12 protein-coding genes are annotated in these 15197 nt (G+C 71.2%); 2 read left to right on the plus strand and 10 right to left on the minus strand.

Going from position 1 to position 15197, the window contains the following annotated elements; all coding sequences use genetic code 11:
• Window positions 1–22 precede the first annotated feature (22 nt).
• The gene (locus ACYUED_RS17550) at window positions 23–397 is read left to right on the plus strand and encodes a hypothetical protein (RefSeq protein WP_491293212.1); all 375 of its coding nucleotides are present in this window, start codon (window positions 23–25) and stop codon (window positions 395–397) included.
• A gap of 81 nt (window positions 398–478) precedes the next feature.
• Here ACYUED_RS17550 and ACYUED_RS17555 read toward each other — a convergent pair whose 3' ends face one another.
• The 10 genes from ACYUED_RS17555 to rsmI all read right to left on the minus strand — a co-directional run bounded on the left by ACYUED_RS17555 (window position 479) and on the right by rsmI (window position 13325).
• Window positions 479–1198: a helix-turn-helix transcriptional regulator gene (locus ACYUED_RS17555; RefSeq protein WP_491293213.1), complete on the minus strand. Its 720-nt coding sequence runs from the start codon at window positions 1196–1198 to the stop codon at window positions 479–481.
• 260 nt (window positions 1199–1458) lie between these two features.
• Entirely contained in the window at window positions 1459–3276 is a 1818-nt protein-coding gene (locus ACYUED_RS17560) for an outer membrane protein assembly factor BamB family protein (RefSeq protein WP_491293214.1), read from the minus strand.
• Window positions 3277–3346: 70 nt separating this feature from the next.
• Complete coding sequence (locus tag ACYUED_RS17565) at window positions 3347–5164, minus strand: outer membrane protein assembly factor BamB family protein (RefSeq protein ID WP_491293215.1); 1818 nt, start codon at window positions 5162–5164, stop codon at window positions 3347–3349.
• 193 nt (window positions 5165–5357) lie between these two features.
• Window positions 5358–7160, minus strand: a complete 1803-nt coding sequence (locus tag ACYUED_RS17570; protein ID WP_491293216.1) for an ABC-F family ATP-binding cassette domain-containing protein — start codon at window positions 7158–7160, stop codon at window positions 5358–5360.
• A gap of 93 nt (window positions 7161–7253) precedes the next feature.
• On the minus strand, window positions 7254–8162 hold the full coding sequence (locus ACYUED_RS17575) for a 4-(cytidine 5'-diphospho)-2-C-methyl-D-erythritol kinase (RefSeq protein WP_491293217.1): 909 nt from the start codon (window positions 8160–8162) through the stop codon (window positions 7254–7256).
• Complete coding sequence (rsmA, locus tag ACYUED_RS17580; protein ID WP_491293218.1) at window positions 8159–9196, minus strand: 16S rRNA (adenine(1518)-N(6)/adenine(1519)-N(6))-dimethyltransferase RsmA; 1038 nt, start codon at window positions 9194–9196, stop codon at window positions 8159–8161. The genes ACYUED_RS17575 and rsmA overlap by 4 nt, the downstream gene beginning before the upstream one ends.
• A 35-nt stretch (window positions 9197–9231) precedes the next feature.
• On the minus strand, window positions 9232–10686 hold the full coding sequence (locus tag ACYUED_RS17585) for a resuscitation-promoting factor (protein WP_491293219.1): 1455 nt from the start codon (window positions 10684–10686) through the stop codon (window positions 9232–9234).
• A gap of 180 nt (window positions 10687–10866) precedes the next feature.
• Complete coding sequence (locus ACYUED_RS17590; protein ID WP_491293220.1) at window positions 10867–11769, minus strand: TatD family hydrolase; 903 nt, start codon at window positions 11767–11769, stop codon at window positions 10867–10869.
• A 46-nt stretch (window positions 11770–11815) separates the two neighbouring features.
• Window positions 11816–12220, minus strand: coding sequence for a hypothetical protein (locus ACYUED_RS17595; RefSeq protein ID WP_491293221.1), 405 nt, complete (start codon window positions 12218–12220; stop codon window positions 11816–11818).
• 244 nt (window positions 12221–12464) lie between these two features.
• Window positions 12465–13325, minus strand: a complete 861-nt coding sequence (gene rsmI / locus ACYUED_RS17600) for a 16S rRNA (cytidine(1402)-2'-O)-methyltransferase (protein ID WP_491293222.1) — start codon at window positions 13323–13325, stop codon at window positions 12465–12467.
• A gap of 110 nt (window positions 13326–13435) precedes the next feature.
• Here rsmI and ACYUED_RS17605 point away from each other — a divergent pair, with 110 nt between their 5' ends.
• Complete coding sequence (locus tag ACYUED_RS17605) at window positions 13436–15178, plus strand: dolichyl-phosphate-mannose--protein mannosyltransferase (protein WP_491293223.1); 1743 nt, start codon at window positions 13436–13438, stop codon at window positions 15176–15178.
• Window positions 15179–15197: the final 19 nt, after the last annotated feature.

Raw genomic sequence — 15197 nt, forward strand, 5'->3', positions numbered from 1 at the left:
CTGACTGGGGAGTTGGAAAACCATGACTGATCAGTCCGGACCCTCCGGATACTCCGGGTACTCCGACAAGGACGTCCAGCGCGAGGTCACCGAGCTGCAGGGGAAGTCCGCGACCGCGGCCCGCATCTTCGACCTGCGCCGCATCATCGGCGGCGTGTTCGTCCTCTACGGCATCATCGTCACGATCGCCGGCATCACCGACGACCAGGCCGCCATCGACAAGGCCCAGGGCATCAACATCAACCTGTGGACCGGCATCGCCATGCTGCTCCTCGGCATCTTCTTCCTGGCCTGGCTGAAGCTGCGCCCGACCCCTCCGCCGACTCCGGCGGTCGCACCGGGACAGGGGGACTCCCCGGGACAGGGGGACGACGCTCCGGCCTCACGCCCGGAGTGACGGCCACGGGGCCGGAGAGCCCATGGCCTCCGGCCCCGCCCCGTCTCCGCCTCGCCGGGACCACCACGCCTCCCCCGAAGGTCACAGGGCCTCTGGTCCCGCTTCCGCGTGCGTCACCGGCGTCGCCGAGTGCGTCAGCGGGCCCGCTCTGTCCAGCAGGCCGGTGCGGGCCGCCAGGGCCGCTGCCTCCAGGCGGGAGCCGACGCCGAGTTTCATCAGGACGCGCTGGACGTGGGTGCGGGCGGTGGACGGGGCGATGCCCATGCCGGCCGCGATCAGGCGGGTGTCCTCGCCGTCGGCGACCCGGACCAGGACCTCGACCTCCCTCGGGGTGAGCATCTGCAGCAGACGCTGGCCCTCGTCGTCGGGCTGCGCGGCAGGGTTGAGGAGTTCACTGAACGCTCCTTGCAGAAGCTGCGGGGCCACCGCCGCCTCACCCGCCCTCGCCTTCATGATCGCGCGCTCGACACCCTCTATGCGCTCGTCATGGCGTACGTAGCCCGAGGCGCCCGCGGCGAAGGCGGCGGCGATGCCGCGCGGGCTCGGCACCGGGCCCAGGACCACGACAGCGACCTGCGGACGCTCCCGTTTGATCCTCACCACCGGATCGAAGATGCCCTGTTCGGCCGGTGTCGCCGTCCCCAGCAGACACACCTCCGGCGCACGGGTGATCACCAGCTCCGCCGCGCCCGCGGCCGGCGCCGCCGCGGCGAGCACCCGGTGCCCGCGCAGCTTCAACGCCGAGGCCAGTGCCTCGGCGAGCAGTCGGTGGTCGTCGACCACCATGAGCCGCACTCCCATCGAGCAAACCCCCCAGTCCCCCAATGGATGTCCATGAATGCCCCACTATGGATGCCCACTGGTCCGCGCGGACAGAAGCCCCCCCGGCTCCCCCGCTCTTCATGCCCCCGGAAGCTACACGCTTGTTCGACGATGCGCTCCCCCTAACGGTGAGAAGTGCCCCGGATCGACGGAATTTCTGACATGCGAGGTGACGCCGGGTACGCGCACGGCCCCGCCCCTGAGCAGGGACGGGGCCGTGGCACGGCTGTCGCGCGGGCTCAGCCGCCGGCGCCGAACGCGATCGCCAGGTACTCCTTGTCGCCGGCACCCGACGGCTTGTCGGCATAGACCCCGGACATGTATAGGTGCCCCTGCGCATAGATGATCTCGGAGTAGTCCGGGGACATGCTCGTCTCCACGTCGCGCACCGAGTCCGTCGCCGGGTTCTCCAGCAGCTTCGTCTCCTTGAAGGAGCCGCCGTCGATGCTGACGACCTGTCCGCCCTTGTCGTACGGCGGGCGCTTGTACGCGATCACGTTGGCGCCGTCCATGCGCAGCGGGGTGATCGTGTAACCGTCGCCCGCGTCCCCGCGCTGGCCGGTCTGCTTGCCGGTGGCCAGGTCGAACGCGACGATCTCGTTGGTCTGGCTGTACTCCCCGGTGCCGTCGTGCTCCTCGGTCGGGATGTACAGCCGGCCGTTGCCGACGGCGATGCCGGTGCACGCCTCGACCCTCGTGATGCCGTCGCACTTGGCCGCGAACTGGTCGCCCGGCGCCGAGATCCGGTTGATCAGCTTGCCGGTCTTGTTGTCGATGGAGAAGAAGTCCGAGATGCCGCTGCCGTCGCCCGCGCTGTCGCCGACGTCGGCGGCCACCACCAGCGGGTTCGTCGACACGACGGAGGCGTACTCGATGCCCGAGGTCATCTTGTACTCCGAGATCACCTTCCCGGACTCCGGATCGATGGTCTGGATGTGCAGCTGGCGCTGGTCGTAGGAGCCGCACTTGCGCACCGCGACCAGCTTCTCGCCGCCGGCGTAACCGGCGTCGTAGCAGGTGTCCGTGGGCTTCGGGGCCCACAGGGACTTGCCGGAGGTGACGTCCCAGGCGGCGCCGCCGCTGCTGCTGCCCGCGGCGACGGTGTTCGCGCTGACCGTGACGTTGTCCAGACTGATCGGCCGGTCACCGGAGTTGACCGTCTTCGTCCACAGCTTCTTGCCCGCGACCAGGTCGATCGCCGCGACCTGGCTGCAGCCCGCCGAGCTGTTCTTCGCCGGCATCTTCGGCTGGAAGACGATGGCCGTCTTGTTGTCCGCGGTGGCGTGCGAGCTGGCCTCGCACACCGGGCCGGGCAGCGCGATCGTCCAGAGCTTGGTGCCCTTTTCGGGGTCGTAGCCGTTGATCTCGGCGACGCCGGCCTTGACGTAGGCCTTGTCGGTGAGCCACGAACCCGCCACGACGGTGCTGTCGTCCACCTTGGGCTCCGGGACCTGGAACAGGACATGGGAGCCGGGGTTCGCGGGCACCTTCTCGTCGCCCTTGGTCGACGACCCGCCGGTGTCGCCCTTGCCGTCCTTACCGCCGGTGCCGCCGCTCGAACTCGCGGTGTCGTGCTTCTTGTCGTCGCCCTTGCCGGACGAGGCGTACCAGATGCCGCCGCCGACGATCAGCGCGATCGCGACGACCGCCGCGACGATGATGGTCGTCTGCGTGCTGAGCCCCCGCCCGCCGGCGGGCTGCCCGGCCTGCGGCTGCAGCGGCATGGTCGGCTGCGGGTAGCCGTAACCGGGCTGCTGGCCATAGGGGTTCGGGGTCTGCCCGTACGGGTTCGGCTGCTGGCCGGGGTAGCCGTAGCCCGGGGGCGTCTGCGGCGGCTGCGGCTGCTGCGGCGCCTGGGGATAGCCGTAGCCGGGCTGCTGCGGAGGCGGCGGCGGGGGTGTCTGCGGAGCCTGGGGCTGCTGGGGCGCCTGCGGGTGGCCGTAGCCCGGCTGCTGCGGGGCGCCGAAGCCGGGCTGCTGCGGCGGCTGGTCCTGGGGCGGGCCGAAACCGCCCTGCTGCGGGGGCTGATGGGGCGGCGGGGGCGGTGGCTGGGTCATCGTGTGCGTTACCTCGAAGCGTGGCGGCCGGGCGGCGGGGACTGCGTGAACGAAGGAAGAGAGGGAAGAGTCACTTGCCGTAGGCGAGCATCAACTTCTCCTTCGCTTCGTCATTGCCGGTCAGCCGGGTGGTCGAGAGGTAGAAGCGCCCGTCGACCCAGTCGAAGTCCTTGGAGAAGAAGCCGTTCTCGATCTCCGCGGTGCCTGCCGGGTTCTGCAGCAGTTTCACCGGCTTGTGGCTCGATCCGCCGGTCGCGATCGACACGACCTGGCCGCCCGCGTCGTACGACGGCTCGACATACGCGATGAGCTTTCCGCCCTCGACCCTGATCGGCAGCATCGACTCGTCCGCGGGGGACTTGACGCGCCACTTCTCCTTGCCGTTCGCGAGGTTGATCGCGACGATCTCGTTGGCGCCGGTGGTGGCGTCGGTCGGCAGGTAGAGGGTGGCGGCGTCGGAGGCGACGCCCTGGCAGCCCTGAAGGTCACGCGAGAGGATCGCCCAGCCGCACTGGGGGCCGAAGTTCTCGTCGAAACCCACCTGCGAGCGGAAGGTGCCGTTGGCGTTGAACGTGGAGATGTTCCACGCCTTCTTGTCCTCGTTCGTACTGTAGACGACCAGCGGGTCGACGGAGTACGTGCGCGCCACCGTCCAGCCCTTGTCGAACTTCTGCGTCCACTTGACCTTGCCGGTGGCCGGGTCGAGCTGCTGCATCTCGTCGTGCTCGTTCGATCCGGTGGCGTCGCAGGAGGCGACGGACAGCAGCCTGCTGCCGCCCGCGAACGCGGTCGGGAAGCACGAGTCGCCGTACTTCTTCTTGTCGAAGAGCTTCTTGCCCGAGTCGATGTTGTACGCCACTCCGGACTGCGAGCGGCCCACCATCAGCGTCTTGCCGGTGATGGACAGGGAGACGGTGATGGTGCTGTCGAACAGTGCGCCGTCGGCGAGTTGGGTCTTCCAGCCCTTCTCGCCGGTGTTCAGGTCGATCTGCTGGAGCTGGTTGCACCGGGCGCGGTCGCTGGTGCCGCTCTCGTAGGCCACCACGGCCTTGTCGTCGGCCGACTGCTGGTGGGTGACCGCGCAGATCTTCTGCGGGAAGGTGATCGGGGCCCAAGTGGGTTTGCCGTCGCCCACGTTGTAGGCGAAGACCTGCTTGTACGCCGCCTTCACCGCCGCCTTGTCGGTGATCCACATGCCGGGGGCGTCGGCGCCGGAACCGGGCGCGTCCGGCGCCTCCTTGTACCAGAGGACCTTCGACTCGCCCGCCTGGCGGCCCTCGTTGAGGTTCTCGGAGTCCGAGCCGCCGTCGCCGCTGCCGTCACCGGGGTTCGCCGGAGCATCGGACGGGGAGGCCTTGGAGTCGTCGCTCTTCTCGGCGACCGGCTTCTTCTTGTCGTCGTCGCCCCCGCTGGTCGCGACGAGGACGGTGCCGCCGATGACGGCCAGCGCGGCGACCACCGCCGCGACGACGAGCACGGGCCTGCCCTTGAACGGGTTCTTGGAGCCGGGGCCGGGCGGCGGGGTGCCGGGCGCGCCGGGGTACTGCGGCTGCGGGTAGCCGTAACCGGGCTGCTGACCGTACGGGCCGGGCTGCTGGGGCTGTCCGTACGGGCCGGGCCGGCCGTAGGGGGCCGCCGGCTGACCCGCCGGCTGGCCGTAGGGACCGGGCTGTCCGTACGGGCCGGGCTGCTGGGGTGCCTGCGGCGCCTGGGGGTAGCCGTAGCCGGGCTGCGGGGCGCCGGACGGCGGGGCCTGTGGGGGCGGCGGCGTCTGGGGCGGGCCCTGGGGTGGCGGCGGGGTCTGCGGAACGCCGAAACCGTCCTGCGGCTGGTTCTGCGGCGCTCCGAAACCACCGGGCTGCGGCGGCTGGTTGGGCGGCTGAGTCATCAGCGCGTCTCCCCCTCGTTCACTGATTTTTAGCCACGCCCTGAGGTACGTGATGGACCCAGAGTCGTACTCAGAAAGTTCTCAGACGGCTCTTTCTATCACTCGGGGCCGACAGCGCACCGGGCCGGTTCATCCCCTGTTCCCAAGGGAGAACCGGCCCGTGATGCCGCTGTTATGCGCCTTCACGCACCCTTCACGCGTCCTCGGCGAGTTCCAGCCACTGCAGTTCCAGCTCCTCGCGTCGGCCCGTCAAGTCCCGCAATTCGGCGTCGAGTTGGGCCACCTTCGCGAAGTCCGTGGCGTTCTCGGCGATTTGGGCGTGCAGCTTCGCCTCCTGCTCGGAGACCTTGTCGAGCTGTCGCTCGATCTTCTGGAGTTCCTTCTTGGCGGCGCGCTGGCCGGCCGCGCTCTTCTCGGGTACGGCCTTCTCCACGACCGGCGACGAGGCGGCGACCGCCTCCTCCATCCGCCGGCGCCGCTCCAGGTACTCGTCGATGCCGCGCGGCAGCATCCGCAGGGTGGCGTCGCCGAGCAGGGCGAAGACCCGGTCGGTGGTGCGTTCGACGAAGAACCGGTCGTGGGAGATGACGATCATCGAGCCGGGCCAGCCGTCGAGAACGTCCTCCAGCTGGGTCAGGGTCTCGATGTCGAGGTCGTTGGTGGGCTCGTCGAGGAAGAGGACGTTGGGCTCGTCCATGAGCAGCCGCAGCAGTTGCAGCCGCCGCCGCTCACCGCCGGACAGGTCGCCGACCGGCGTCCACTGCTTCTCCTTGTTGAACCCGAACGTCTCGCACAGCTGCCCGGCGGTCATCTCCCGCCCCTTGCCGAGGTCGACGCGCTCGCGCACCTGCGCCACCGCCTCCAGGACCCGCAGGTTCGGGTCGAGCTCGGCGACCTCCTGGGAGAGGTACGCGAGCTTGACGGTCCTGCCGACGGCGACCCGCCCGGCGGCGGGCTGCGTCTCGCCCTCGCTGCGGGCGGCCTCGGCCATGGCGCGCAGGAGGGAGGTCTTGCCGGCGCCGTTGACACCGACCAGGCCGATGCGGTCGCCGGGCCCCAGCTGCCAGGTGACGTGCTTGAGCAGCACCTTGGGACCGGCCTGCACGGTGACGTCTTCCAGGTCGAAGACGGTCTTCCCGAGCCGGGTGGAGGCGAACTTCATCAGCTCGCTGCTGTCGCGCGGCGGCGGTACGTCCGCGATCAGCTCGTTGGCGGCCTCGACGCGGAAGCGCGGCTTGGACGTACGGGCGGGGGCGCCGCGGCGCAGCCAGGCCAGCTCCTTGCGGACCAGGTTCTGCCGCTTGGTCTCCTCGGTGGCGGCGATGCGCTCGCGCTCGGCGCGGGCGAAGACGTAGTCGGTGTAGCCGCCCTCGTACTCGTAGACGTCGCCCTTCTGCACGTCCCACATGCTCGTGCACACCTGGTCGAGGAACCACCGGTCGTGGGTCACGCACACGAGCGCGGACCGCCGCTCCCGCAGATGCCGGGCGAGCCAGGAGATGCCCTCGACGTCGAGGTGGTTGGTGGGCTCGTCGAGGACGATCAGGTCCTGTTCCTCGATGAGCAGCTTGGCGAGCGCGATACGCCGGCGCTCGCCGCCGGAGAGGGGCGCGATGACGGTGTCGAGTCCCTGCGGGAAGCCGGGCAGGTCGAGCCCTCCGAACAACCCGGTGAGCACGTCGCGCACCTTCGCGTTCCCGGCCCACTCGTGGTCTTCCATGTCCCTGATGACCTCGTGCCGGACGGTGGCGTTCGGGTCGAGGGAGTCGTGCTGTGTGAGCACGCCGAGGCGGAGCCCGCCGGAGTGGGTGACCCGCCCCGTGTCGGCCTCCTCCAGCTTGGCCAGCATGCGGATGAGGGTCGTCTTGCCGTCTCCGTTGCGCCCCACGACCCCGATCCGGTCGCCCTCCGAGACGCCGAGGGAGACGCCGTCGAGGAGGGCACGAGTGCCGTACACCTTGCTGACGTTCTCGACATTGACCAGATTGACGGCCATTACTCTCCTGCCCAGGGGGTCGATCGACCTTCCAGGGTAGTCGGCGGGGCGCCTTGCCTTTCACGGGTCCCGGCGTCGGCCCCCGTCAGCAGCTCAGGGCCGTCGGCCGCTCAGCACCGTCGCGCCCGGCACGGGCCCCGGTGCCGTGCGCACCGTGCGGCACGTGCCCGAGGTCTTCAGCGCGTCCGCCACCTTGGCCGCCGACTCCGCGTCCCGGGCGAGGAACGCCGTGGTCGGACCCGAGCCCGAGACCAGCGCGGTGAGGGCGCCGGCGGTGCGGCCGGCCGCGAGGGTGTCGGCGAGCTCCGGGAAGAGCGAGAGGGCGGCGGGCTGCAGGTCGTTGGACACGGCCGCGGCGAGCGCGTCCGGGTCGCCCTTCGCGAGCGCGTCCAGAAGCTCCTCGGAGGCGACGGGCTCGGGGATGTCGAGCCCCTCCCCCAGCCGGTCGAACTCGCGGAAGACGGCCGGGGTGGACAGTCCGCGGTCGGCCATCGCGAAGACCCAGTGGAAGGTTCCGCCGACCTCCAGCGTGCGCAGCTTCTCCCCGCGGCCGGTGCCGAGTGCGGCCCCGCCCACCATGCCGAACGGCACGTCACTGCCCAACTCCGCGCAGATGGCGAGGAGTTCGGCCCGGGAGGCGCCCGTCCCCCACAGCCTGTCGCAGGCCAGCAGGGCGCCCGCGCCGTCCGCACTGCCGCCCGCCATACCGCCGGCGACCGGGATGTCCTTGGCGATGTGGAGGTGCACGGCCGGCTCGATGCCGCGCCGCTCGGCGAGCACGAGCGCCGCGCGCGCCGCCAGGTTCGTGCGGTCCAGGGGCACCTGGTCGGCGTCGGGGCCCGTGCAGGTGACGCGGAGTTCCGCGGCGGGCGTCACGGTCACCTCGTCGTGGAGGCCGACCGCGAGGAAGACGTTGGCCAGGTCGTGGAAGCCGTCGGGGCGGGCGGCGCCCACCGCGAGCTGGACGTTGACCTTGGCGGGGACGCGGACGGTGACGCTCACTTCTGCCCGGGCTCCTTGTTCTCGGCGTGCTCGGCGTGCTCGGCGTGCTCGGCGTGCTCGGCGTGCTCGGCGTGCTCGGCGTGCTCGGCCCGCTTGGCGTGCTCGGCCCGCTTGGCCCGCTTGGCCTGCTCGGCATTTCCGGCGTGCTCGGTTTTTCCGGCGTGCTCGGTTTTTCCGGCGTGCTCGGCGATGCGCGCGAACTCCTCGACGGTGAGGGCCTCCCCGCGCGCCTGCGGCGAGACTCCGGCGGCCACGAGTGCCGCCTCCGCCGCGGGGGCCGAGCCCGCCCATCCGGCGAGCGCGGCCCGCAGGGTCTTGCGCCGCTGGGCGAACGCCGCGTCGACGACGGCGAACACCTCGCGCCGGGAGGCCGTGGTCTTGATCGGCTCGCTCCGGCGGACGAGCGAGACGAGCCCGCTGTCGACGTTCGGCGCGGGCCAGAAGACCTTGCGCCCGATGGCGCCGGCCCGCTTGACCTCGGCGTACCAGTTGGCCTTCACGGACGGGACGCCGTACACCCGCGAGCCGGGCGCGGCGGCGAGGCGGTCGGCGACCTCCGCCTGCACCATGACGAGGGTGCGCTCGATGCTCGGGAAGGTCTCGAGCATGTGCAGGAGGACCGGCACGGCGACGTTGTAGGGGAGGTTCGCGACCAGCGCGGTCGGGGCGGGCCCGGGCAGCTCGGTCACCCGCATCGCGTCGGAGTGCACCAGCGCGAACCGCTCGGCGCGCTCCGGCATCCGGGCCGCGACGGTGGCGGGCAACGCCTCGGCCAGTACGTCGTCGATCTCGACGGCGGTGACGCGCTCGGCGGCCTCCAGCAGCGCGAGCGTGAGGGAGCCGAGCCCCGGGCCGACCTCCACCACCACGTCGTCCGGCCGGACGTCGGCGGTGCGCACGATGCGCCGCACGGTGTTCGCGTCGATCACGAAGTTCTGGCCGCGCTGCTTGGTGGGCCGCACGCCGAGGGCTGCCGCGAGTTCACGGACGTCGGCGGGGCCCAGGAGGGCGTCGGGGGCGGGGCTGGTACTCACGGCGACAAGGGTACGGGGCGGCGCGAGGCCGCCGCTCACCCGCGCAGCCGCACCCCGCAATGCGGCCAGGGGCTCGCCCCCCGGCGCACGTACAGCTTCTTCGCACGCTGTGTCTGCTCCGCCGCCGGCGCGTCCTGCGGCCGCCCCATGCCGCCGACACTGTGCCAGGTACGGGAGTCCAGCTGGTACAGGCCGCCGTAGGTCCCCGAGGGATCGACGGCATGCGACCGCCCGCCCGACTCGCAGGCCGCGAGGCCCTTCCAGTTCAGGTCGTCGGCGCCGTGCACGGACGTGGGCAGGGGCTTGGTGCCGACCTTCACGACCTCGGACTGCGGCTCGCGCACCACCTCCGAGTCGGTCGCACGCGGCTTCTGCCGCACGCCGTTGACGGTGCGCAGGGAGTAGGTGACCCGCCGCAGCCCGGGCTGTCCGGCCCGCTCCACGACCTCCGTCCCCTTGAACAGCAAAGGGTCGTCCGTCCGCTCCACCTTGAACGGGATCGCCTCCTCGCGGACCTCCTTGGAGCCCCTGATCCGCAGCACGGTGACGGTCTGCCCGTCGCGCGGGAAGCTGTCCGCCGGGACGGACGTGGTGTCCTCGCCGTGCAGGGCGACGCCTGCCTCCTGCACGGCCTCACGCACCGTCGCGGCGTTCGTGCGGAGGGCGCGGGCGTGACCGTCGGCCATGATCGTCAGGGAGCGCTCGGTACGCACGTCGAGCGCGAGCCCGGCGCGTCCGATGGGCTGGGAGCGGGAGACGGACATGTACGCGCCCTGTGCGCGCACCCCGAGCTGTTCGAGCGCCCCCTGCACGGTGTGCGCGGTCGTCCACACCTCGCGCCGGTGTCCGTCGATGGTGAGCCGCACGGGGCGCCCATAGTGCACGGCGACCTCGTCACCGCTGGCCAGCGGCGTGCCGGGGGCGGGCGCGACCACGTCGTGCGCGCCCACCTCGACGCTTTCCTGCGAGAGCAGCTCGGTCACGTCGTCCGCGAAGGTGTGCAGGGTGCGCGGGGTCCCGTCGACCGTCAGCTCGACGGCCTTGTCCTTGGCGACGAACGCGGTGGTGCCGCCGGCCAGGAAGGCGACCACCAGTGCCTGGGGCAGCAGCCGGCGCACGGTGCTGTCCGAGCGCTCCATGTACCGGGGCCTACGTCGGCGCGCGGCCCTTCGGCCTCCTTCGCTCGCCTCGGCGCGGGCGGGGGGCGTGGCGGGCCTGGCGGATCCGCGCGACGGCTCGCCCGTCGCGCTCCCCACCTGCCGGGGAAGTACCGGCCCGGGCGTCTCACCCGGCCCGGACATCGCGGCAGACCGGGCCGACTCGTAGGCGGGCCGGTACGTGTCACCGTTCGACCCGGGCATCCCGTACGCCAGCGTCCGCGCGCTGTGCACATCGAAACCGCCGTACTCCGGCGGCGGGTAGCCCGGGTTCGGGCCGGGCGACTCATACGTCTCGTACTGCGAGTCCTTCGAGTACTGCGAGTTGCTCACGCCGACACGCTCCAGGGGCCGGAGGGGTCCAGAGGGGTCCGGGGTCCAGAGGAGTCCGGATCGGGCACCAGAACCTAGCGGAGCGAGTGTCACTCTCCAAAGCGGCGCAACTACACAGGGTCGCGATCGGGCCGGGTCGGGCCCGCCCCGCGTTACCGGAGGGTTACGTATCGTGCACCCTCAGTAGCCGAAGGCCAGCGCGGTGTTCGCGGCGAGGGCTGTCGCCAGCGCGTCCTCGTCGATGCCCCGCACGGCCGCCATCGCGCGCACCGTGACCGGAATGAGATACGGGGCATTGGGCCGTCCGCGGTACGGCACCGGTGTCAGGAACGGCGCGTCGGTCTCCACCAGGACCAGCTCCAGGGGTGCCACGGCGAGCGCGTCCCGCAGATTCTGGGCGTTCTTGAAGGTGATGTTGCCGGCGAAGGACATGAAGTATCCGGCGCGGGCGCACAGTTGAGCCATCTCGGCGTCGCCGGAGTAGCAGTGGAACACCGTCCGCTCGGGGGCGCCCTCCTCCTTGAGGATGCGCAGCACGTCGGCGTGGGCGTCGCGGTCGTGGATGACGAGGGCCTTGCCCTGCCGCTTGGCGATCTCGATGTGGGCCCGGAAGGAGGCCTCCTGGGCGGCCATGCCCTCGGGGCCGGTGCGGAAGCGGTCGAGGCCGGTCTCGCCGACGCCCTTGACCTGGGGGAGCGCGGCCAGGCGCTCGATCTCGGCGAGCGCCTCGTCGAGCGCCGCCGTGCCGCCCGGTTGGCGCGCGCCCTGCCGGGACCAGCCGTCGGGGTCTCCGTGGACGATGCGCGGCGCCTCGTTGGGGTGGAGGGCGACGGTCGCGTGGACGGCGTCGTACAGTCCCGCCGTCTCGGCGGCCCACTGCGAGCCGCGTACGTCGCAGCCGACCTGCACGACCGTCGTCACACCCACCGAAGCGGCCTTCGCGAGGCCCTCCTCGACCGTGCCGGACTGCATGTCGAGGTGGGTGTGGGAGTCGGCGACGGCCACCCGGAGAGGTTCCGGGAGCGGCGGCGCCGCGTTCTTCTCGACGGTCTTCTCGCTGGGGCCGGAGGTGTTCGAAGGCATGCCCCGATCCTACGAAAGGGGCATGCCCGCCCCGCTGCCGGAGCTGTCAGCTCGCCTTGCGGAAGGGGTGCAGGAGATCGGACAGATGCCAGTGGTGGTCCTGCTGCCCGGCCCCGGCTCCCTGCTCCGGCACCTCGACCGGCCCGGCCTGGGGCGTCCGGCGCTGCTGCGGGTGCACGGCGTCGCGCACGGACGAGACCTGCCCCGGCCGCATGATCCGTACGACATGGCTGTCGCAGTTGTGGCACGTCGGCTTGGACAGCGGTGAGGGCACGACCTGGCCGTCGGCCACGTACATCACGAACTGGTGGCCCTCGACGTCCTTGTGGTGCTCTATCTCGTACGACTGCTCCCAGCCGTGCCCACAGCGCATGCAGGCGAAGGAATACGACTCGTGCACGACTGCGGTCGCCGCACCGCGGAGGCCGGACTGCCCTGCGATCTCACTCATGCCAGCTCCTCTTGTCCGCTGGACAAAGGGACGGGTGCGTCCCTTCGACCAGTGGACGCTTCCGCCGGAGCGAATGCATCAGGGCTGTCGACTGTTGGAGTCGATTTGGACTTTCCTTGCCGTACCGGCCCCCGTGAGCCCTGTGGGCTTTGCTTAGCAAGACAGTCTTTTGCCTGCCCGTGGGGCGCCCGCTCAGGCGAGATGCGCCCTGCTCAGAGGCGGTGTGGCGGACTTCACGAAGTCCTCACGAACCACTGGTGGACGCGGCGTTCTTCGCGGCCACAACCGCGTCGAAGACCTCCCGTTTGGGCAGCCCCGCGTCGGCGGCGACCGCCGCGATCGCCTCCTTGCGCCGCTCCCCCGCCTCCTCGCGCACCCGGACCCGCCGCACCAGCTCGGCGGCGTCGAGTTCTCCCGGCCCCTTCTCGGGCGCACCCTCGACGACCACGGTGATCTCACCGCGCACCCCCTCGGCCGCCCATGCCGCGAGCTCGGCCAGCCCGCCGCGCCTGACCTCCTCGTACGTCTTGGTCAGCTCCCGGCACACGGCGGCCCGCCGCTCGGCCCCGAACACCTCGGCCATGGCGGCGAGGGTGTCGTCGAGACGGTGCGGGGCCTCGAAGTAGACGAGGGTCCGGCGCTCCTCGGCGACCTCCCTGAGGCGCGTCAGCCGCTCCCCCGCCTTGCGCGGCAGGAACCCCTCGAAGCAGAAGCGGTCGACGGGCAGCCCGGACAGCGCGAGCGCGGTGAGCACGGCGGACGGGCCGGGCACGGCCGTGACCAGGATGTCCTTCTCGACGGCTGCGGCGACCAGCCGGTACCCGGGGTCGGACACGGACGGCATCCCGGCGTCCGTGACGAGCAGCACGCGCGCGCCGCCGACGAGTTCCTCGACGAGTTCGGGTGTACGGGCCGACTCGTTGCCCTCGAAGTACGACACGATCCGCCCCTTGGGCGTGACGCCCAGCGCCTGCGTCAGACGCCTCAGCCGCCGTGTGTCCTCGGCGGCGACCACGTCGGCCCCGGCCAGCTCCGCCGCCAGCCGGGGCGGCGCGTCCGCGACGTCGCCGATGGGGGTGCCCGCCAAAACAAGGGTTCCAGTCACCTCCCCATCCTCCCAGGGGCGACCGGGTGCGCAGGGACACGGGCGGACGCGTCCGGCTCGTTACCGCACATGCACGGGACTCACACAGCACCGTTCCCTACGATGGCGCGGTGACCAGTACCGCGTCCTCCCCGGACACCCGGCAAGGCCAGAACCCGCACGACCAGCGGCCGTCGTGGCAGCAGCGGCTGCGCCGTTTCGGATACACGGCGGGGCCCAGAAGCGACGTGCGCGCGCGCCTGGTGCCGTCGTACGTGCAGCCCAGCCCGCGGTTGTGGCAGGTCCTGGGCGTGCCGAAGGCGCTCGCCGAGCGGATCGCGCGCTGGTCCGGCTGGGGCGGCCCGCTGCTGGTGACGCTGATGGCGGGCGTAATGCGGTTCTGGCACCTGGGCAGCCCGAGGGCGGTGATATTCGACGAGACGTACTACGCCAAGGACGCGTGGGCGCTCGTCCACCGCGGCTTCGAGGTCAACTGGGACAAGAACGCCAACGATCTGATCCTCGCCAGGAACGGCCACGTCCCGATCCCGACGGACGCGGCGTACGTCGTGCATCCGCCGGTCGGCAAGTACGTCATCGGGATCGGCGAGCTGCTCTTCGGGTTCGACCCCTTCGGCTGGCGGTTCATGACGGCGCTGCTCGGGACGCTGTCGGTCCTGATGCTGTGCCGTATCGGGCGCCGTATCTTCCGCTCGACCTTCCTCGGCTGTCTGGCCGGCGGCCTGATGGCGGTGGACGGCCTCGCGTTCGTGATGAGCCGTACCTCGCTGCTCGACGGCGTGCTGATGTTCTTCGTGCTCGCGGCGTTCGGCTGTCTGGTCATCGACCGTGACAGGGCGCGGGAGAAACTCGCGGCCGCGCTCCTGCCGGACGCCGACGGCCATGTCCGCCCGGATCCGCACATCGCCGAGGCCACCCGCCTGGGATGGCGCCCCTGGCGCTGGCTGGCCGGCCTGATGCTGGGCCTGGCCATCGGCACCAAGTGGAACGGCCTCTACATCCTGATCGCCTTCTGCGTGATGGCGGTCCTCTGGGACGTCGGCTCGCGCAAGGTGGCGGGCGCCCGGCACCCGTACGGCGCGGTGCTCAAGCGCGACACGGGCATCACGTTCCTGGCCACGGTCCCGGTCGCGATCGCGACCTACCTCCTGTCCTGGACCGGCTGGATCCTCTCCCCCGCGAACGGCTCCGGCGGCTACTTCCGCAACTGGGCCGCCACCGACGGCAAGGGCTCCAGCTGGACCTGGCTGTTCCCCGACTGGTGGCGCAGCCTGTGGCACTACGAGCACGAGGTCTACAAGTTCCACGTCGGCCTGCATTCGCCGCACACCTACATGTCCAACCCGTGGAGCTGGATCGTCGACGGCCGCCCGGTCTCGTACTTCTACGAGTCCCCCTCGGCCGGCCAGGACGGCTGCCCCGCCGACGCGGGCCAGAAGTGCGCCCGTGAGGTCCTCGCGATCGGCACACCGCTGCTGTGGTGGGTGGCCTGCTTCGCGATCCTCTACGTCCTCTACCGCTGGCTGCTGCGCCGCGACTGGCGCGCGGGCGCCATCGCCTGCGGCATCGCGGCCGGCTATCTGCCCTGGTTCCTGTACCAGGAGCGGACGATCTTCTACTTCTACGCCGTCGTCTTCGTGCCGTTCCTCTGTCTGGCGGTGGCGATGCTGCTCGGCGCGCTCATCGGCCCGCCCGGCTCCAGCGAGACCCGCCGGGTGGCCGGGGCGACGGGCGCGGGCGTCCTGGTCCTGCTGATCGCCTGGAACTTCATCTACTTCTGGCCGCTGTACACCGGGACCGCCATCCCGGTCGACGACTGGCGGTCGCGGATGTGGCTGGACACCTGGGTGTAGCCATATTCGACCGGAATAC

The sequence above is a fragment of the Streptomyces sp. DF42 genome (assembly GCF_058267695.1).